The sequence below is a fragment of the Desulfoluna spongiiphila genome (genome assembly GCF_900101345.1).
In the GTDB taxonomy this organism is placed as follows: domain Bacteria; phylum Desulfobacterota; class Desulfobacteria; order Desulfobacterales; family Desulfolunaceae; genus Desulfoluna; species Desulfoluna spongiiphila.
In genome coordinates this window covers 290,861-310,762 of record NZ_FMUX01000005.1, presented here as the reverse complement: position 1 = coordinate 310,762, position 19,902 = coordinate 290,861, and the positions used below count along the sequence as shown (strand labels likewise).

Sequence of the window (19,902 nt, the reverse complement as noted above, 5' to 3'; positions counted from 1 at the left end):
AACGCGTGCGCTCCTGCCGAGCTCGGCGGAGGGCGGACATGGGCCCGTCCTTCCACCGTGGTGCACTTCTCCCGAACGCCTTTGTAAGGGAATCCGCTTTGGACGGCCCCGCCTGGGCGGGGCCGTCATGTCATCATATGTTGCCTCATCGGTCGGCCCGGGCTGTGACGCTCCGGAGCCGGCCGATGATGTAAAACCTAATTCAAGTCGTCTTCGGACGGGTCGTAGTCGATGAGGTGATGACGACTGTAGACCAGGTAGTAAACAATCAGCAGCACGAAGACGAGGGCTGCGATCATGGTCATCTTGGCGTTGGCCAGGTAACAGGCCACAAAAGCGAAACAGCCAAGGACGGTGCTGACGCCGGAGGTGATCTTGCCCCCCGGGGTCCTGTAGGGACGGTGAAGGTCGGGCTCCTTGACGCGCAACACATAGTGAGATGCCGTCATCATGATGTAGGAGATGGAGGCACCGAATACCGCCACCACCAGCAGGCTGTCGCCGTCCACCACAAGGGAGAGGGCAAACCCGATGGACCCGATAACGATGAGCGAGACATACGGGGTCTTGCGCGTCCCGGTAAGGGACAAAAATGTGGGCAGCATGCCCGCACGGCTCATGGCAAAAAACTGCCGGGATGCGCCGTAGATGAGCGAGAAGAAGCTGGCCACGAGACCGGCCAGGCCCACCACGTTGATCAGGCGGCTGACAAAGGTCGGCCCGCCGTAGGCGTTGGGAGACTGGATGGCCCCGATGAGGGGGTCGGCCGCGTCACGGATAAGAAAAGCCGAGGAGCCGCCGGGCCCGAAAAAGAGGATCAGAGCGGCAAAGATCAGAAGCGTGGTCATGGAAACAATAATGGCCTTCGGCATGTCCTTGGTAGGATCCTGGCACTCTTCCGCGGCCAGGGGCACCCCTTCCACCCCGAGGAAAAACCACATCCCGAAGGGAAGCGCCGCCCAGACCCCGAGCCAGCCGTTGGGCAGAAAGGCGGTTGCGCCTGCCACATCGGCCGCGGGCTTCATGTCAAAGAGGTTGGCCATGTTGAAATGGGGGATCATCGAGACGATGAAGGCCACAAGGGCGGCCACGGCAATAACGGTAACCACCATGATCAAGGTCAGGGCCTCGCCCACGCCGTAGAGGTGAACACCCACAAAGATGCCGTAAAAAAGAGCCTTGGTCATCCAGGTGCCGCCCAGCAGTATGGAGACACCGCCCTGCATGGCCTCGGGCACCATGCCGATGAGGGAGCCTCCGGCGCCGAAGAGGGAGCCGCAGTACCCGGCAATGAAACAAGCAATGGCTGCAGGGGCGATGGCGTATTCCAGAAGAATCGCCGTGCCTGTGATGTATCCGCCCAGGGGGCCGAAGGCCCGCTTGGCAAACTCGGATCCGCCGCCCGCCGAGGGCATGATGGTTGCCAGCTCGGCCTCTGCGAGCACCATGCTGGTGTACATGACTGCCATGAGGACCGTGGCGATGAGAAGACCACCCCACCCAGCTTTTTCGATACCAAAGTTCCACCCGGCAAAATCACCGGAAATCACGTAAGCAACGCCCAGAAAGGAGAGAAGGACCCAACCTGCCGCTCCTTTTTTCAATTCCCTCTGCGCGTAATAATCGTCTTGAACTTTTACCGCACTGTTGCCTGACATAACGCCTCCTTGAAAAACAGTATTCTTGAAAAAATCATCTCGTCGACTTCATCAATAAAACCGTCTGCTCTGTCTCGTCTCTTCTATCGCCCTCCTTTATTTCTTTTGGCGAAGCGGTAAGCCCTTAAGGGCTTACCGTCGCCAGGTGATTCCTGTGTTGCGTCGCCATCTCAATAGCTGAACAACAATGTCTTGACGATGACGGGGACCACGTTGCCCCCGGCAAGCTTGCGACCGATGTCGATGTAGTCGCCGTTTTCAACCTTTACCGTGTCGATGCAGATGACCTCTTTGCGATCCCCCAGCTTGATCTGGAGGGTCTGGCCCAGGGCCTTGGCCAGGTCGTTTTCAACCACCACGGTCAGGGGAGCGTCCTCCTGCATCACCGCATCCATGCCCTCGAGGATGCTCTCAGCAAGGACATGGATCTGCTCAAAGCCGATGTCCCTGGGCCCCTTGAAGGCCAGAGCCGGCATCTGCTTCTCCCCTTCCTGGAGCCTGTACCAGGCCACCTTGTCCCGAATGATCCCGCCCCAGGACTCAAAGGGAAGGGCTTCGTCCTCCCGGGACAGCTTCAGAACGGGAATGTTCTGGAGGGGAAGGCAGGTGCAGCTCACGGAGATGGTGCTTCCGCTGATGTCCGTGGTGTGGGAACCGGCCCCCACCACCGTGGCGCCGATGGTTTCGGCGGATGCCAGGACGGGAATGCCTTCCCCGATGAGGGAGTGGGCAATGGCCTGGCCCAGCAGCAGGCCGATGTCCCCGTATAAAAAGGTGTCGCAGGTAATCTCCTCTGTCAGGCAGTCGGCCACCCCGCCGGAGATGGTGACGTAATCGATGGTGTAGTCACGCCGGAGATCCTTGTCGGTGCAGATCAGGGCCAGGTCGTCTGTGGCGGGCCGGATGCCCATCACCTCTTCCAGGAGTTCGCTCATGCGCATGGCGATCTTGGTGAGAAACCCCCGGTCCACGGCCTGCCCAACGGCAACGGGAATATGATTGGACTCGGCCAGTTTTTTCATCTTCTCGGAGATGTAGGCGATCTTACCGCCGTCCACCTTGATGAGCCGCCCGCCGATATCAAGGCAGCTGGTGTCGATAACCTCGCCATTGTCGAAGACCGCGATGTTGGTGGTTCCCCCGCCGATGTCGAGGTTGGCCACCACGGCCCCGCGTTTCTTGGACTCCCCCGAGGCGTTGGCCCCTTTTCCTGCGATGATGCCCTCAAGGGCGGGCCCTGCCGTTGCCACCACAAACTCTCCGGCAAAATGGGAGAGGGCTTTCTGTACCTCGGCGGCGTTTTCTTTCCGGGCGGTCTCACCGGTGATGATGACGGCCCCGGTCTGGACCTGCTCCGGGGTAACCCCTGCCTTCTCGTACTCGTGCTTGACGATGAGGCGTACCTTCTCCCCATCGATTTCGGTGGTGGATTTCAAAGGGGTAAAGTGGATATCGCTTCGGTAAATGACCTCTTTATCGGCGATCTTGATGCGGGGAACGGATATCATGGAGGCCGTGTTTTCAATGGTGATCCGGCTGAAAACCAACTGAGTGGTGGAGGTACCGATATCAATACCGACGCTTAAGATGCTCTCTTTCATGGATAAACTCCGTCCCTTTCTGCGATCCTGACCTTATGTCTGCGGTCCAAAAACAAAAAAAGCCTGAAGATCTCCGCAACGGTCTGCGGCTTCTCCAGGCTTCATCGCCTTTTGGCGTCCCCACCCCATTGTGGAGACTTCCTATTTTTTTCTCTACGGGTTACGCCGGTCTGACCGGCCCCCCGGGTGTGTTCAGTTCGTTTGCGTCAGGCTCGGGTATTCAGGATTATCCTGACTCGTGGCCTCATCCAGGGGAAAGTCAAAGAGCACCTTGGTGCCCCCGTCTCCCGACGCGGTGGTGAGGGTTCCGTGGAGCTTGTCTTTAACAATGCTGTTGACAATCCGAGTCCCCAAAGCCCCTTCCCTCACCTGCCCCACGTCAAAGCCCACACCATCATCGGTGATAACAATATTGCCGTAGGTGGAAGCCTTGCAGATCTCCACGCAGATGGTGCCCTTTTCCCGCCCCTTGAAGGCGTGCTTCAAGCTGTTCTGGATCACCTCGTTGGTGACCAGGGCAATGGAGGTGGCCGTATCGGAGTTGCACATGAAGGTGTCTCCCTGAATGGAGATCCGAACCTCCTTGCCCCCCACCACAGAGTAATCCACGATGCTGCTCTTGATGCGCTGGAGCATGGTAAGAAGGTCCACGTCGTCCACGCCGTTCTGGGCGAGGATCTCGTGGGTGGCCGCGATGCTCAGCACGCGGCTGATGCTCTCGCTGAAGGCGGTCTTTGCCGAGACGTTGTCCACACGCCGGGACTGGAGCCTGAGAAGACTGGCGATGGTCTGCAGGTTGTTCTTCACCCGGTGGTGAATCTCCCTGATGGCCACGGACTTGAGAATCAGCTCCTTCTCTTTGGCTTTGACGTCCGTCTCATCCCTCATCAGCATCACAACTCCCGATACGTTGAAATCCCTGTTCTTCATCACGGCGTATTTCAGGTTCAACACCAGGCTGCCCACCTTGACTTCATTGTGGCTCAGCTGCCTTTTTTCAAGGACATCCTGGAACACCACCTGGTCCAGGGCCATGTTGGAAAAATGGATCCCCTCCAGCTTGTCCAGGTACCCGAGCTTCCGGTAAATGGTCTCGGCCACCGGGTTGGCGTAGGTGGAGATGCCGGATTCGTTGAACATCACGATGCCGTCGCTGTCGTGGTACGGCAGGTTGTGGTCCCGGTGACGCGATGTCATCAGGGCCTCCATCAGCTGCTCGGTGGTGCGGGAAAGGACCGAGAGGTTGTTCTTGGTCTTCACATGGTCGGTGATGTCCTTCTCCGCAATGAGCACGCCGATGACGCGGCCTTCGTCGTTCTTGATGGGCGAGACGTTCTGGCGAACGTTCTTGTTCTCCTGGGTCACGGCCCACATGTCGGAAGTGGGCATGCCCACATCCAGGGTTCTCAGGACCGCAGGCTCTTTGCTCCGGTAGGCCAGCTCCCCCACCACGGACCCCTTGTACAGGGACTCCTGGCTGTTGGGCTTGGCCTGGGCCACAACCACCGCCTCGTCCGGGTCGCGCGTGATGCAGTCTATAAAAATATCCGCGCCCGTGCAGTCGGCTATCATCCCGAGGTTCTCCGCCACGGATTTCAGCTTGGCGATATCCTTGGCGGTGAGGTCGTTGTGTTTGCAGCAAAGTTCTTCGATCATGTGAATCCCCATTGATTCCCTTCTATCCGGTTACCCGTTTAAAACGATAACCTTTGCGATCTCCTTCATGGAGCACCGCTTGTCCATGCTCAGCTTCCGGATCCTGTTGTAGGCCACCTCTTCACTGATGTTGTAGGCCTTCATCAGGATCCCCTTGGCGCGCTCCACCATCTTCCGGCCTTCGAGCTGCCCCTGGGCTTTCTGCATGTCGCTTTCAATTTTGGCAATCTCAGCGCCCTTGGCCACGGCAATCTCCACCATGGGCAAGAGGGATTCTTCTTTCACGGGCTTTACAACATAGCCCATGACGCCGACATCCTTGGCCTGTTCCACAAACTCTTTGCCGCTGTACGCCGTCAGGAGAAGGATTCCCCCTGCGGTGTTTTCGTCCCGGATCATACGGGACGCCTTGAGTCCGTCCAGAAGCGGCATCTTGATGTCCATCAACACCAGATCCGGTTTGTGCTTGCGGCACATCTCCACGGCATCAAAGCCGTCGGACGCCTCACCCAGCACCTCGTAGCCGGCCCCTTCGAGAATTTCCCGAATGTCCATGCGGGTGATGGGCTCGTCATCCGCTATGACAATTCTGTACCCCATGCTTTCTTAACTCCTGCGTGTTTCGTGTGCCGCCTGAAATAAGGACGCGTCCTTCATGGTTTCAGGCCAACAACTCCTGCAATATATCAAGGCCGACGTTCGTCTTTGAACTTGACCGGATAATCTCTTTTACCCCGGCGTTTGCCAGGAATCGTTCCGCCCTTTCCACGTTGCAGCCTTCGACATCGATCTTGGTCACGATCCCGATGACTTTCCGGGTGAAAATAGTGGAAAACTGTGGTGGAAACAAGCTGCTGATCCGCGTGGCGTCCTGCACCATGGCCACCACATCGCAATCTGCCGACGAGGTGATCAGGGCCGGATAAAACCGCCTGTTTTCAAGAAACTCTCCGGGGGTGTCAATGAACCGGCCACAAAACTCAACGGCCTGGGTCTTCTTCGATGAGAAACCCTCTCCCGAGAGCACCTGAATCAAGGTGGTTTTGCCCACCCCGGATTCGCCGATGAGCATCATCTTTTTCTGTTTCGTGCCGTCTGCCATGGATCAGGACCGTGTCATTTCGACGGAGGCGTAATGCAGCACCTCGTCAAAGTAGTCAAGGACCCCTTTAAGGGCCGATTCCACGCTGGACACATCCCCCACCAGGACCAGGGAGCCGCCGAACCGGTCCAGAAAACCGATCTCGACCCCTGCCGCCTTGGTGGCGATGTCTGCGGCAATGATCACCCCTTCACTCGGCGTAATGGTCAGGATCCCGATGGCGTCACCCGCCTCGTCATCCAGCCCGAGCTTCATGTAAATACTTTTGTGGGGGCTGGCGATCACATGGGCCAGGGTCACCTGTTTACCCGGCACATACTCTTGAATTACCCGTTGCTTCTGTTCGCTTGCGTCAACTATCACATCGTCCCCCAAAAACAAAAAAAGCTTGTACCGGGGACCAGACATTCTCTCCCCCGAAACAAGCATCATCGCTGCTGATATTACACTTCGTTGTGTAACAAAATAAGTTGTTTAGTGCGTACCATAACCACATGAAAATTGACAAGCCTTTTTTTCAACACAGACGGTTCGTCCTGATGTCCAACCCCTTTCAAAGGCTGCAACAAAGATCGGAACGCCTTGCATTAACGATATATTTTCGCCAGAGCACCATTAACTAACCCCTGAAAGCTTCTCAAATTTTTCAGCAAAAAAAGCTGGCCGCGGGCCCTGCCACAGACACCGGCCCGTGAAAGTACCATCCAACATGACATCAAGGAGTTAGGCTGTAAACACATCGTGCAAATCACATGCCAAATTTCACACAGACACCCTGCCCCGAAATCCTTTGATCCACATGTTACTACAAAGAGAACACCACACAACAAAACCCAACCAGACCACCCAAACCCCGCGCCGAATAACCCGCCGTAAATATGGACCCCAGCCCCGTTTCGACCCCTTCATGCCATGAGCAACCCGACAGGCACACAACACAACAAAAAATGGCCGCACACATAATGTGTGCGGCCATATGGATCTTACGTCGCGGTGTCCGGAATATGCGGACGATTGTCAGCCCATGGCGGACCCATCGTCACTTGCAGGACACATCCGCAGTCAATGCGCGGATCAGGCAGCGGCGCAAACCTCTTCGGGTGCGCCGTTTTCTTCCTCTTCTTTCTCCAGGGCCAGGGCCGCGGGAACAGAGAGAAGGTACGCCAGACCGAAACCAGAAGCCCCGCCGAGGAGCTTGCCGGCCATGACCGGAAGGATCATGTTGGGCTGGAAGTTGGCGGTAAAGGAGAGGTGATCGCCAAAGGTAAAGGCGGCGCATACGGAGAAGGCAACACACAGAACCTTGTCCTTGGGACGCATGTCGGCGATGAGGCGGAACATGGCAAGGATGTTGGCGGCGGCGGCGAGGATACCGGCAGCACCGGTGCTCTCAAGACCAACCATGTGACCCACCTTGTCCATGGGACCGGCTGCGTACTTCTTGATCAGGTAAACCATGGGGAAGGCACCGCAGAGCATGATCCCGATAAAGCCTGCAACTTCCAGGGCACGGAAGTTGTCTGCCTCGTCCGCGATGATGGGGTCAAAACCCCAGGAACCGAAGACGTTGGCGAAGAACCCGGTGAAGTATTCAACGATGGAGAAGACAAGCACCAGGGTCAGAGCGATGTTCATGCTGCGACCGAAGAAGAGAAAGCCCTTGATCATGGTATTGGGGACCATCTTCAGACCGATTGCAAGACTCACACAGAAAATGGTCAGGGGCATGAGGTTCAGGAAAATCATCTTGAACGTAAGACCCAGAGCAAAGGCTGATTCGGCGTTTACGGAGATCATGCCGCGAACCATCATGTCGGAGATGGAGAGCATGCTGCAGGAAATGAAGACACCGATGGGAATACTGAGGAGACCGGCCATGACACCGAGAGCCATGTATTTGTGGTCTTTTTTATCCAGCATGGTAAGACCCACGGGGATAGAGAAGACGATGGTTGCACCGGACATGTAACCAACAACCATGGCCATGATCCAGCCTTCGCGGGAAAGAGCCAGGACATCGGCAAGCTGGTAACCACCCATATCAACGGCAATGATGGTGGTGGCTGCAATGGCAGGGTCAGCACCGATGGCATTGAACATGGGACCGCATACGCTTTTTACGAAGGCGGACAGGTAGGGGCTGGCAGCAAGGATACCGGCGGTGGGGATGAAGATGGGACCGATGCTGTGAAGACCCTCAAGGAACTCCTGCCCAAGGGGGCTCTCATCATCCTTGATGTATGAAAATGCACCCAGAACAGCGCAGATCATAATGATGTAAATAATAATTTGACCAATGTTGCCCATGACAAAACTCCTAAATTCTACAAAAGTCTGTGGTGGATCGCCAACCTGCTCCGCCCAATATCGGCTGGACGGATGTCAAAGGTGCGACCAAAAATTATCCTCTTCTTGCAATTACCCGATAATTTTGGCCAAAAAAAAACTTGCAACTGGGGTATTCTTCTCCCGGTAGCAAGCTTCATCGACTCATATCAGCAGCACGCCTTTGTGCCGCCCTACTCCAATTTTTAGAAATCTTTAACACAGATAAACTCACATTGACAAGAGACCATATTGAATAATTTTATTTTACAAACAATGTTCATAATTGGTCCGGTTATTGCTTTAAGCCTTCCCCCCTGGGGGAACCCCTCCCCTTCCGGGGATTTTCCCGGGCCTGCCTGACCACCCATCCGCAGGTCACGGGCAAACCGCTTAAGCTGTTTCTCCCGGCCCCTGCCCTTGACAGCGCCCTGTTGGCGCCTGTGGGCGAAGGGGCGAGGAATATTGGATTAAATAATTATTCCTTACCGTCTCCTTATGGCTTTCCATACGAACGAGCCTCGCTTATGATAAGAGAAAAAAATCACCCGTAACCAAGGTTGGCCTACATGACGAATCAGCTTGAGAAACGAAGCCACGAGCGCTACAAAACGCACCAGACCATCTCCTACCGATTGGCGTCGTCCCCTGAATACAAAAAAGGAACGACGCGCAATCTCTGTAAAACAGGTTTTCTCCTCATGTCCGACGAAGCCATCCCCGAGGGGGAAGCCCTGGATCTGGCCATACGGGTAGACGACACCCCCATCCACTTCAAAGGCCGGAGCATCCACACCACGCAAACAGATAGCGGTGATTTCCTTTCCGGGGTCGTCGTGCTGAAAATCAGCACAGACGGCATGGCCCCCTTCCTCTCCTTCATCGACTCTTTAAAAGCACCTGAACAAAGCCCCAACTCTGCCATGGACAACGTTGTCCAGCGAATTGCCTCGGAGCACAAAATCATCACCCAGTACGTGATGGTGGTCCAGGGAATCCTTGCGGATGCTGCGGACGGGACAGGCCCCCTGGAGATCGAGACAGTTCTTGACCTCATGCAGAAAGAACTCTCCACCCACTTTTACATTGAAGAAAAACTGCTTTTTAAAACAGGACTCATCCATCTCCCCACCGAATTCCACGGCCTCATCACGGAGTTGACCCAGGAGCACACGGAGTTGGACCTGGAGCTGAACCGAATCATCGAAGCCGTTCAGGGACTCCAGCCCGGAGAAGGGTTGCGGGAAAAAGGGATCAACGAAAAAGTAGAGGGGTACCTGGAGAACTTGAAAAATCACGCCACCCGGGAACTCACCGAGCTGTTTCCTATCCTTGAATCCAACGAAAAGGCCATACAGAAACTGACACTGGCGGTGGGCGAAATTGTCAATGGGTAACGAAGGGCTGAAGGGCTAAGGCTGTGGCTGTGGGTCTGGCCTGGCAAGGAAAAGCGGCCGGAGGCACCCCGGGTACCGGGAAAGTGCCCGGCCGCCCCGGAATCAGGGCTCGAACACAGCACTATCGAGGGGGCCGTCCACCACGAGGTTCCTTAAAAATACCGTCTCACGGTTGCCGTTGGCAAAAAGCTTCACAACCTTGATGGGCAGCTGGAGCTCCGGGTGGACCCACAGCAGATAGGTGACCTGCTTGCCTTCCACAAGAATCCTGGGGCAGAGGTGGGTACCCACCGATTCCGGAGGCAGGCGAGTCACCGTCCCTTCCCGGCCGTAACGCTGGGCTGAGCGAATCAGGGCCCCGATATCGGAGCGGTCCACGGTGTGCCCCTTGGGGTCGGTGATCAATCGATTGTCCGGCGCAAGGGTGAGTGTCAGCAAACGGGTCGCAAAGGGACGAAGGGAGACCGTGTTTTCATGGGGGTTGTAGATCAGGCGGGCACCCTTGTGGGGACGGATAAAGTCCATGCGGATATAACCCGGCTTCTTGTAGGTATAAATGATGCGGTTGCGGCCGTCCTCCCCTTCCGAGTCCAACAGGGTGGTGTAGTGGTCCAGGGCATCGAAGCGCTCCAGCATCCGGTCAAGGAGAGGCAGCTCCTCTCCCCACACGGGTGGCACCACGGCCAGGCAGGCCAAAAGCAACAACAAGGATGCGACGCGGCGGATCATGGGACGACTCCTTCGCTCACATACCGGGAAAATCCGCGCATGCCCTCGGCCATGAGGCGCTTGTGGTTTTCCGTAAAATAGCTTTTTAAAAAGGGAGACAAAAGGCTCATCCAGGGCCGGGCGGTCCGCACCTGAAGCGAAAACTGCCCCCGGGTGCCCCGGCGGCTCTTCTCAATACAGCACGAGCAATGCCCTTCGATGTCCCCATGGATGTCGGCAGAGATATACGCCTGGTCGGTGACTTCCCGAAGCACAGCCCGGATATCCAGACCATAGGGCAAGGCCCCCTTCCAGCGTGTGGTGTACTGCTTGCCCGCCATGCCGGGAGGAAGCGCATCAGAGGACTCGGAAGACTCCAGCCCCTGCCACCAGCCGGGCCACGCCTCCACGTGAAGCATCCCGTCCCAGACGGTCTTCACAGGCGCTTCAACCACCCACTCTTCTTCAAAGCGGTAGCTTCGCCACCGATCCAGCCATGCAACCCCCACGTCGACCTGCCTTATCCCAAAGCCACTGCTATACCCGTTCCATGAGCCCCGCCGGCGTCACGTACGAGTCCGGCACAGTAACACAGCAACCTTCGGGTGAGAAGCGGCAAGTCACCGTGCACTCCGGCTGCTGTTATTTTTGAAGGCAACGGGACCTTGCCCCATCCCACCCGATACAAGCGGCACATTTTTTCAAGGCCAGGGGAACGCTGCGTCCAACAGCCAGCACCAAACCGACAGCGCAGAGCTCACATCAAAAAAAACCACACGCCGGTGCTTGACAGTCCCCCGGGCCGGGGGCAAGGTGGGGGTGTCGCCTCACCCTCTTACAAGGACGACACCCAGAACGGGGACACCCACGATGACGCTTTCCGCCACCGCCGGAGCCGATTGAAAGAGGAAGACTTCCATCAATACGCCGAGGACATATGTCAAAATCAGGTGAATCCAGACGTGACGTCAAAAAAAAACCGCAAAAAACCCTCAAAGAAAAAAGACAGGCCAAGTTAGAAAAGAAAAATAAAAAAATATCCCTCTCAGAGGGCTAACGCCTGACTCGCCCCTTCCCGGTTCAGCACAGGAAGGGGCGGGTGAACGAGCCACTACCCATGACAACGCACAGACCCATCGCAGAAACCGACTGGCCCCGGATACTTGACATCCAGCGTGAGTGTTACGCCCAGCACTTCAGGGAAAGCCTGGAAGCCCTCAAAAGCAGGTGGGCATTCTCCCCGGACACCTGCCTTGTGGCGGAAGGCCCCTCAGGCATCATCGGGTATGCCTTGTCCCACCCCTGGAGACAGGGCCATGCACCGGCCCTGGGGATACCCCTTGACGAAGGCATCAGCCCGGACCTCCTCTACATCCATGACGTGGCCGTTTCAAAGGGAGCCCGAGGCTCCGGCGCCGCATCGCTTCTTGTGCGGGCCCTCACCGCCTGTGCCGTTGCAAACGGCCTGAATCGAATGGCCCTGACATCGGTCCAGAAAAGCGCCCCCTTCTGGACGCGTCACGGGTTTACCCCGGCAGCCGTTGACGACGCCCTGGAAAGCTATGGAGACGATGCCGTCTACATGGTCTCCCCCCTCCCTGTGTAAAGAAAAAACAAAAGCTGCCTCCGGCGGCGAGGTGTGCCACCTCGAAAGCAGGTTGCGAATGCGCTTTCCCCTTCGTTCCTCAGGAAAAATCACATACGCTATTGATTCAGATTAAACTGACCTTTTTTTTAAGCCTGTTTATTAAACTTTTTAAAAGCTTAGCCTCCGGCGACAAGGTGAACCACCGTGAAAGCGGATTACCACAGCGTGTTATCCCTCGTGCCTCAGGCCAAACCACTGCGGCACCCTTTCACTATTTGACCATGTACCTCTTGCCGCGCCTTTCCCTATTACCTATTTACCTACGTACGGCACAACCCACGACACCTCCAGGACCACGGCCGACAGATCAAGGTCGTCGCTGCCCTGGGAAGGGGAATACCCTGCTGCGGTCCCGGACTCGTCAAAGACCGCCCATTGGTACCCGAGGCGTATGTCCACCTGCCCGCACTCCACGCCCACCCCGGCTTCCAGCCCCAGGGTGGAGTCAAAATTCCGTACGGGGTATGCCAGATCACCGCTCAGCTTTCGGTAACTTGCCCCGGCGTGAAGAAAGGGACGCCAGCTGCCGAAAAGCCCGGATCGCCGCTGCCCCAAATACCACAGGGGCCCTGCCCCCAGGGTGTAACCGTCCACCGAAGAGGAACCCGTGGTGGCAAGGGTATCCATGCTGCCGCTGTAAAAATCCACGGCCGCCTTCACCTCCAGTGTCAGACAGGATGAAAAGGCGTACCCCACCCGAACCACGGGAGAGGCCACGTTGTCCACGTCCAGGCCGTACCGGGTGCCCCCGGCAGATGCCACATACTCCTCGCCGATATACCCTAGGCCCACCCCGAGCTTAAGGCTCCATGGGCTCTCCTTCTGGGTGGTGCCCCTCACGGCGTCGTGCGCCTCACCCGCCAGGCTGATCTCCGCCCCCCCCAGCACAACAAGGGTTGCAACGGCCATGACAGCAAAGGCGCGCCGCACCATGCGCATCCCGACGACACCCATGATCCCCATCAGGCCCAAGGCCCACACCAGCAACCCGGCTGCAGGGGTCGGGGTGGTTGCCCCCACAAAACAGGGACCGTAGCTTCCGCCACCGTCTCCCGAAACTGTATCCCCCCCATTGTCTGTATCCCCGCTGTCATCCCCGCCGGGGTCCACCTTTGTCCCCAGGGCGTAGGTGGACATGTGGTCCAACAGCAACCCGAAGGTATAGGTGATAAGACCTGCCTCCGGGACATCCGGACGGGTGGACAGGACCGTCCCGCCCTGGGCGAGGGTCATGCCGTTGTGCATGCCGTCCACACCGGCAGGGGTGATGTTTCCATCCTGGCCCACATAATAAATGGACGGCACGGAAACATCCGCCGGCATGGAGACGGTGATCTCCACGTAGAGGGTTTCACCGTCCTTGAGCCGAAGGAGTCCGTCCGCCCCCAGGGTAAAGACCACACTGTCCGTACCCAGGGTACGCTCCACGCCATCGGTGACAGGCACCTGACGCGGCGGCTGGACCAGACCGGCGTAATCATTCCAGGCTTCGGCGAGCTGTTGTTCTTCCAGGACAGCCCCCGCGCCAAAAGCTGCGCTGATGGCAACCGGAAACGCATTGACCTGCCCCACCTCATCCCGGTTGTCCGTGGTAAGGGTCGTGTCCACCGGAATTTGTCCAGCGGACACCGTGACCATCCGCGTCGTGATCAAAGCCCCCGATTGCCCTGACAGGTTTACGGGGTCACTGAGTTCAAGCCGAACGGCGCTGACGGCATTCTTCTTTCCGTCGTCCCGCTCAACCTGAATAAGGTATGACCCTTCGACCAAGGCCCCCGTTACCGGGACCAGGCCCCTTGCAGCACCTGAAGACTCTGTCACAACACCTGTCAAGGACGCCTTAAAATCCCCCTGGGATGACAGCAGATGGATGGCCGTGATGTCATCTCCGAAGTTTGCTCCGTACACCGTAATTTCCGTTTCCACGCCCGTGGACACCACCACAGGGCTCACCGAGGTCACCACGGGCATGGGGACCGGGGCTTCCGTGATGGTGTAGAGCGTGTCCGCAACCCGGGAGACCCCGTACTTGTTGATCACCCGGACCTTGTAGACACCCACAGGTGCACCCGCCGGGATCCTGGCGGAGAGCCTGGTGACGGTTCCGCTCAGGCTTTCGACATGGAATGCGCTTCGGACCCCTTCAAAACCGATCATATTGGAGCCCTCGGATTCAAGAAAATTATCGCCGGTTATTTCAAGTTCCCTTGCCACGGAGTTGTCCCCGGATTTGATGGAGAGGTTGGAGATCACCGGCAGTTCATCTGCCGTCACCACCACGTCGGTATCCAGTGCCGATTCGTTGCCCGCGGTGTCCATGGTTCGGATGGCCACATAATACGTCTGCCCCGGAGAGAGCCCGCCCACGGTAAAATATTCCATGGTTCCCGCTGCAGCGGGCTCCAGGCCGCAATGGATCTCCGTTGCCGAGGAAAGAGCCCCTTCCGTAATGGGGGCCCCGGCAATCCAGAGCCGGTACCGCCTGCAACTCTCATCCACCTTCCACGACAGGGCCACCGAAGTGGAGGCCGGAACCCCCTGGGCGGCATCGAACAGGTCAAAGGAAGGTGCTGCCGTATCCACGGTCCAGGTCCAGGAAGTAGCACTGAGAATATTTGACTGGCCGTCTACGCCATCCTGCCAGTCTCCACCATGAGATGCGTTGACATACAGGGTATGCTCACCGTCCGACAGCGCGCTGAGTTCGATGGGGTCACCTGCAGAGCCTGTCTCCCAGGTCGTGCCCCCGTCAATGGTGTACGCGTACCTGTCGATGGGATTGCCCGAATCCGTCCCAGAGACACCGATGGTGGCGGAGGTTTCGCTAGTCACCAAAACTGGCGTATCCGAAAGCACGGCCGTGGGCACATCGGTATTTACGGTCCAGGAGGCCATCTCCTGATGGGCGGCCTCCTGCCAGTTGCCCGCCATGTCCGCTCCGATGACGTAGAGGGTGTGTGATCCCGCTCCGAGGCCTGTAAGGCTTATGGATTCTGAAACCGAGTATATCTCGCCAAACTCCCCACCTGCATCGTCCATCTTGTACCTGTAAGCTGTCACCTCATTGCCTCCCACGGTGATGGTTGCCCGGGTTGTGCCCACGGTCCCGGCGGGAACGTTGTAAAGGGTCACGGAATCCGGGGCGGTGACGTCCACGCGCCATGACAGGGTTGTCACCTCTTCGTCACGCTGCCAGAGACCGGATTCACTTTTCCCGATCACGTACAGGGTGACAGGATCGTCACCGGCCTCTGCCACCTCACACGTCAGGTCATTTTCAACCAGTGACTCAGCCTGCCATGCCCCATCATCCAGACGGTACATGTAACTCACCACCCCGATACCCCCGACGGTCATGGTCCAGGACAGGGAATTGCTTACGCCTTGGGGATGGTTGGCAAGGGTGGCCCGGGGGGGATCCAGGTCGATGAACCGCAACTTCAGGTTGTTGTCGACGTCCAGGCTGTTTCCGCAACTCAGCTCAGAGGCCCCGGTGTTGGTGCAGTCGCGAACCGCAAGGGTATCCAGGACCACCGTGCCGGTGGCCAGGAGGTTCCAGCTGGTTCCCGTATCGGAGCTGGCAAGGGAGAGCCTTGCGTCGTCACGACCCGCCAACCGGAGCACCTCGTCCACCACGGTATCGGACCCCGCCTCAAAGGTCAGGGTGGCAGGGGCCGTGGCGACCTTTATCAGCCGGTGAAAGGTGGTATCTCCGAATACGGCCTGGTCTCCCCCGTCCAGCACCACGGAGCCGTCATGGTGGGCAAAGGTGCCGCCGGAACGATGGAAATCCCCGCTGACACTCAATTCACCCGAGGTGGATGTAAATGTCCCCGCTGTCTGGACAAAGGAGCCGTTGACATCCATGGGCAGGGCTCCTCCGGCAAAGGTGCCACCGTTGATCACCAGATCCCCGTTCACCGTGAGTGCCCCCTCCCCTTGGGTCACCGTTCCGGTAAACCCGGAGCCGAGGACCAGGCCTGCCAGGGTCACGTCCCCGTCAATTTCGATGGCTCCCGCGCCCTTCAAGGTGAGGGTATCGGTGGACGTGGGCAGCCGACCTGCGTTCCAGTTGGCCGGATTGGACCACAGCGCATCCTCAGCCCCGGTCCAGGCAAGACCGTCGTCCACGGTGGTCACGACCACCGATCGGCTACCCACAGAATCGAAAAGGTCGTCGCTCTGGCCCGCGTCCACGGCAACGGTAACGGTGGTGGTCTTGTTGCCGTCGTCCTCATTGTCCTCCACCCCCCTTACGGTCACTGTCTGGGGTGCTCCCCAGTTACCGGAGGTAAAGGTTAAAGCGGCTGCACTCACCGTGGCCTCGCCCGTGTCACCGCTGGTGACCGTGATCACCACGTCAGAGGCAGGCTCTGCATCCAGAACCACTGTGAAGGTATCGGTGGTTCCGCTCTCTGCAACCGTGGCCGTGACTTTGCTCAAAGTCATTCCTGCCGTATCGTCGTCTGTGGTGGACACCGTCACCGACTGATCGGCAACACCGTCAAAATCATCGTCGCTTGCGCCGTCGTTCACCGACGCGGTGACGGTGCTGGATTGGCTGTCGTCGATAATACTGTCGTCCACACCCGTGACGGTCACCGTCTGGGGCGTGTTCCAGTTACCGGAGGAAAAGGTCAACGCAGAAGGACTCACCGTGGCTTCGCCCGTGTCCCCGCTGGTGACCGAGATCACCACGTCGGAGCCAGGCTCAGCGTCAAGGACCACCGTGAAGGTATCGGTGCTTCCGCCCTCGGAGACCGTGGCCGTGGTTTCGCTCAGGGTCATACCTGCCGTGTCGTCGTCGGTGGTGCTCACCGTCACCGACTGGTCGGCGACACCATCGTACCCGTCGTTACTGGCGCCGTCATTCACCGCGACGGTGATGGTGGTGGACTGGCTGCCGTCAAGGAGGCTATCATCAACCCCCGTGACGGTTACCGCCTGGGGCGTGTCCCAGTTACCGGGGGTAAAGGTCAAAGCGGAGGGACTCACAGAGGCTTCGCCCGTGTCCCCGCTGGTGACCGAGATCACCACGTCGGAGACAGGCTCGGCATCAAGGACCACCGTGAAGGTATCGGTGGTAGCGGACTCGGCCACGGAGGTGGAACCACCGGATTCTGTAACGGTCATACCAGCCCCGTCATCATCGGTGATGGTTGCGGTATGGGTGGCACTGGCCCCTTGTAAGGCATTGGTGGGAATCCCCATGTCGACGATCACCGTCTCATCCCCTTCGACAACACCGTCCAAAGCAATGGTAATGATGATGGTGCTCGTCGTGGAGCCTGCCGCTATGGTCACCGGGCTGGACGAAATGGAATAATCCGTGCCCCCCCCGTAGCCGTGCTGCCTGTGCCGATGGTAAAGGGCACCGTCACCGCCCTGCCGCTCACCGCAGACAATTCCGCCGTAAGGGTCAGGGTCCCGGATTCATCGGTACTCGCCTGGGCGGCAGATGTAAAAACCACGGTGGGTTCGGCGTCGTCATCGGTGAGGGTGACGGTCTCTTCCTGGACCCCGCTCTCCGACCCGTTGGTGACACTGGAAATGGAGACGATCACCGTCTCGTCGGCTTCATCCAGGACGTCATCCACCCCCGTGATGGCGACCGTACCCGACAAAGATCCGGACGAAATTGTGATGGATGCCCCGGAAGCCGTATAATCCGTGCCGCTTCCTGCTGCGGTTCCGGAAAAGGCAAGGCTCACTGTCACGGCCTTGTCAAAGGCATGGGACAAGGTGGCCTTGGCGTTTGTGCTCCCGCCGTTTTCGTCAATGCTGCTCGCGGGAGCCAGGGAGAGGGTCACCGTGGGCTCGGCTGTCACGGTGAGGGTGCAGGTGTACGTGGAGGTGCTGTCGTCGTCTGCATCGCTGACGCCGAAGACAAAGGAGGAGGAGGTGCCGCTGGTATTGAGGTAGCTAAAACGCCCGGCATCCAGGTCGGCTTTGGAGACCGTTCCATTGTTGGCAAGGACCTGCTCGCTGCCGTTGATGGTGCCGGACCCGTCGGTGTCCACCCAGAGGCTGCCGTTGGCCGGAACAGAAGGAATGCGAAGATGATCCAGGTCATTTCCTTCCACGTCCCCGTACCCGAAAGCCCCTGTGGTAAAGCTGTAGGGAGTCCCCTGGTAAATGGGGGCCGCAGTAAAACCTGCGGCCGTCGGCGGATCGTTGGCGGCTGTCACGCTCACCGTGGAAGAGACGGACAGGGCTGCCGTATCCGTCCCACCGTTTGCTGTTCCCCCGGAGTCCGTCAACACCGTCAAGGTCACCACTCGATCCGGAGACGCGGTGGGGGTGTCACTGCTGTTGAGGTAGGCCATGGCATTCACAAGGGCTGCGGCCTCACCCGTGGTCAGGGTGCCCCCACTTAAGCTCACCGTGGCCGTGGTGTCCGACACCGTCACCCCGTAGGCAAGGGACGAACCTGACGTGGTCCCGGTTTCGCCCTGGGTAAGGGCCACGTCCGTCCCGTCAATGCGCAAAAACTCCGTGGCATCCCTGACCTCTGTGACCTCCACCTCAAGCCCGGCAAGGCTCTGCCCCCCCTCCACCGTGCTCACCGACGCAGACTCAAAGAGAACCGCAGCCGCTCCGTCTTCGGAAAACTCGGGATCTTTCCCTGTGGCCGAAAGGGTGGGCGGATCGTTGACCGCCGCAAGGCTGATGGTGCGGGTGTCGCTGGCCGATGCCCCGTGGCTGTCCGTTGCCGTCACCGTAAGGGTGCGGTTGGACGTGCCGGGATCGTCGGATGTATTCCGGTACAGGATGGATCGAAGCACATTCTGGACAATGGCATTGGTGGCATCGGCATCAAAGGTGATGCTCAGGGCCGTGCCGCCGGTGACGACGCCACCCGAGGCAGAGACATCCCCCACGTCGGTGCCGCTCACCATGAGGTCGGTGCCGCTGACGCTGACGCCTGTGCCGGATATGCTGACCTCATCGGCCGCTTCGCTGTTGGCCGTTACCTGGGCTTTGAGGGTCCCGGCGTTCCACTCCGAATCCCCATCCGCATCGCTCAGCGTGGCGGCGCTGTCCGTCTGGACGGCCCCGCCATTTTCCGTATAGGCAAGGGTGGCATCGGCTATAGAAATCACGGGCGTGGTGTTGGTGGTAAATTGCGCCACGGTGCCGTACCCCGTCCCCACGGCGTTGGTGGCATACGCCCTGAAGTAATAGAGCGTGCCGGTGGCAAGGGACCCGACGGACTCCGAAAATATTCCCGTGCCGCTTCCTATGGCATGGATGGTGACATTGGCCTCCCCGGCTTCGGGGGTGGTGTCCACGGATGAGTAAACCACACCCCGGGCCGTTACGCTGGCCCCGCCGTCAGCCGTGACATTGCCCCCCAGGATGGCAGAAGCGGCGGCAACGGAGGACGCGGCGGCTGTGGTGACCGTGGGTTTGACTGGGAGGGTGTAGATAAAATCATCTATATCAATTATAAGTTCAGTGCTACTTAGTCGAAGTTCGTCAATGTCGAGCCATCCTAAGGAGACAGGTCCTGAGTTACCCGCCGAAACATTCGTCGTCTGAGCAGTGGGATTATCGTCTTTGAAGCCTGTGATGGTAAGAGCCTCTCCTGCGTTGTTGATCCACAGGCTTGTCGCCGTAAAGGAGCTGCCATCGGTTTTTGATATACTAAAAATAGTAACCTTATCATATTGATCACCGCCAATATTAAAGCACGCTGTATTACCACTCCCGAATGAATTCCACCATGCGATTTGCGCAGTGGCCAAAGTCCCATCCACGGTTAAAATTTGATAGGTAAAATCGTTGAGTTCATACGGGGTATTCC

13 protein-coding genes are annotated in these 19,902 nt (G+C 58.2%); 2 read left to right on the top strand and 11 right to left on the bottom strand.

Annotated features, from left to right (window positions below; all coding sequences use genetic code 11):
* Positions 1-197: 197 nt before the first annotated feature.
* The 7 genes from eat to eutH form a co-directional block, all read right to left on the bottom strand.
* The gene (eat, locus tag BLQ12_RS09550) at positions 198-1,658 is read right to left on the bottom strand and encodes an ethanolamine permease (protein WP_092210412.1); all 1,461 of its coding nucleotides are present in this window, start codon (positions 1,656-1,658) and stop codon (positions 198-200) included.
* 170 nt (positions 1,659-1,828) lie between these two features.
* The gene (gene eutA, locus BLQ12_RS09545) at positions 1,829-3,259 is read right to left on the bottom strand and encodes an ethanolamine ammonia-lyase reactivating factor EutA (RefSeq protein ID WP_092210411.1); all 1,431 of its coding nucleotides are present in this window, start codon (positions 3,257-3,259) and stop codon (positions 1,829-1,831) included.
* Between the two features lie 192 nt (positions 3,260-3,451).
* Positions 3,452-4,915, bottom strand: a complete 1,464-nt coding sequence (locus BLQ12_RS09540; RefSeq protein WP_092210443.1) for a sensor histidine kinase — start codon at positions 4,913-4,915, stop codon at positions 3,452-3,454.
* A 30-nt stretch (positions 4,916-4,945) separates the two neighbouring features.
* Positions 4,946-5,515: an ANTAR domain-containing response regulator gene (locus BLQ12_RS09535; protein ID WP_092210410.1), complete on the bottom strand. Its 570-nt coding sequence runs from the start codon at positions 5,513-5,515 to the stop codon at positions 4,946-4,948.
* A 61-nt stretch (positions 5,516-5,576) separates the two neighbouring features.
* Positions 5,577-6,017: a EutP/PduV family microcompartment system protein gene (locus tag BLQ12_RS09530; RefSeq protein ID WP_092210409.1), complete on the bottom strand. Its 441-nt coding sequence runs from the start codon at positions 6,015-6,017 to the stop codon at positions 5,577-5,579.
* A 3-nt stretch (positions 6,018-6,020) separates the two neighbouring features.
* Positions 6,021-6,380, bottom strand: coding sequence for a BMC domain-containing protein (locus BLQ12_RS09525; RefSeq protein WP_302846764.1), 360 nt, complete (start codon positions 6,378-6,380; stop codon positions 6,021-6,023).
* A gap of 711 nt (positions 6,381-7,091) precedes the next feature.
* Entirely contained in the window at positions 7,092-8,324 is a 1,233-nt protein-coding gene (gene eutH, locus BLQ12_RS09520) for an ethanolamine utilization protein EutH (RefSeq protein WP_092210407.1), read from the bottom strand.
* A 587-nt stretch (positions 8,325-8,911) separates the two neighbouring features.
* On the opposite strand from eutH, the gene BLQ12_RS09515 reads away from it, so the two are divergent.
* Positions 8,912-9,739: a hemerythrin domain-containing protein gene (locus BLQ12_RS09515; protein WP_092210406.1), complete on the top strand. Its 828-nt coding sequence runs from the start codon at positions 8,912-8,914 to the stop codon at positions 9,737-9,739.
* A gap of 102 nt (positions 9,740-9,841) precedes the next feature.
* On the opposite strand, the gene BLQ12_RS09510 is transcribed toward BLQ12_RS09515, so the two are convergent.
* Both BLQ12_RS09510 and BLQ12_RS09505 read right to left on the bottom strand, forming a co-directional pair.
* On the bottom strand, positions 9,842-10,468 hold the full coding sequence (locus BLQ12_RS09510; protein ID WP_092210405.1) for a hypothetical protein: 627 nt from the start codon (positions 10,466-10,468) through the stop codon (positions 9,842-9,844).
* The gene (locus BLQ12_RS09505; protein ID WP_092210404.1) at positions 10,465-10,956 is read right to left on the bottom strand and encodes an SRPBCC family protein; all 492 of its coding nucleotides are present in this window, start codon (positions 10,954-10,956) and stop codon (positions 10,465-10,467) included. The genes BLQ12_RS09510 and BLQ12_RS09505 overlap by 4 nt, the downstream gene beginning before the upstream one ends.
* Positions 10,957-11,564: 608 nt before the next feature.
* Between BLQ12_RS09505 and BLQ12_RS09500 the strand changes: the two genes are divergently transcribed.
* Positions 11,565-12,053 carry a GNAT family N-acetyltransferase gene (locus BLQ12_RS09500; protein ID WP_092210403.1) on the top strand — a complete coding sequence of 163 codons (489 nt, stop codon included), beginning with the start codon at positions 11,565-11,567 and terminating at the stop codon, positions 12,051-12,053.
* A gap of 294 nt (positions 12,054-12,347) precedes the next feature.
* On the opposite strand, the gene BLQ12_RS09495 is transcribed toward BLQ12_RS09500, so the two are convergent.
* Positions 12,348-17,399 carry a hypothetical protein gene (locus BLQ12_RS09495; RefSeq protein ID WP_092210402.1) on the bottom strand — a complete coding sequence of 1,684 codons (5,052 nt, stop codon included), beginning with the start codon at positions 17,397-17,399 and terminating at the stop codon, positions 12,348-12,350.
* Entirely contained in the window at positions 17,396-19,402 is a 2,007-nt protein-coding gene (locus tag BLQ12_RS09490; protein ID WP_175469616.1) for a beta strand repeat-containing protein, read from the bottom strand. Before BLQ12_RS09490 ends, BLQ12_RS09495 begins: the two co-directional genes overlap by 4 nt.
* Positions 19,403-19,902 lie beyond the last annotated feature (500 nt).

Excerpts from the sequence above, each read along its gene's own strand:
- eat (WP_092210412.1), bottom strand. The coding sequence starts at position 1,658 with ATGTCAGGCAACAGTGCGGTAAAAGTTCAAGACGATTATTACGCGCAG.
- eutA (WP_092210411.1), bottom strand. The coding sequence starts at position 3,259 with ATGAAAGAGAGCATCTTAAGCGTCGGTATTGATATCGGTACCTCCACC.
- BLQ12_RS09540 (WP_092210443.1), bottom strand. The coding sequence starts at position 4,915 with ATGATCGAAGAACTTTGCTGCAAACACAACGACCTCACCGCCAAGGAT.
- BLQ12_RS09535 (WP_092210410.1), bottom strand. The coding sequence starts at position 5,515 with ATGGGGTACAGAATTGTCATAGCGGATGACGAGCCCATCACCCGCATG.
- BLQ12_RS09530 (WP_092210409.1), bottom strand. The coding sequence starts at position 6,017 with ATGGCAGACGGCACGAAACAGAAAAAGATGATGCTCATCGGCGAATCC.
- eutH (WP_092210407.1), bottom strand. The coding sequence starts at position 8,324 with ATGGGCAACATTGGTCAAATTATTATTTACATCATTATGATCTGCGCT.
- BLQ12_RS09515 (WP_092210406.1), top strand. The coding sequence starts at position 8,912 with ATGACGAATCAGCTTGAGAAACGAAGCCACGAGCGCTACAAAACGCAC.
- BLQ12_RS09510 (WP_092210405.1), bottom strand. The coding sequence starts at position 10,468 with ATGATCCGCCGCGTCGCATCCTTGTTGTTGCTTTTGGCCTGCCTGGCC.
- BLQ12_RS09500 (WP_092210403.1), top strand. The coding sequence starts at position 11,565 with ATGACAACGCACAGACCCATCGCAGAAACCGACTGGCCCCGGATACTT.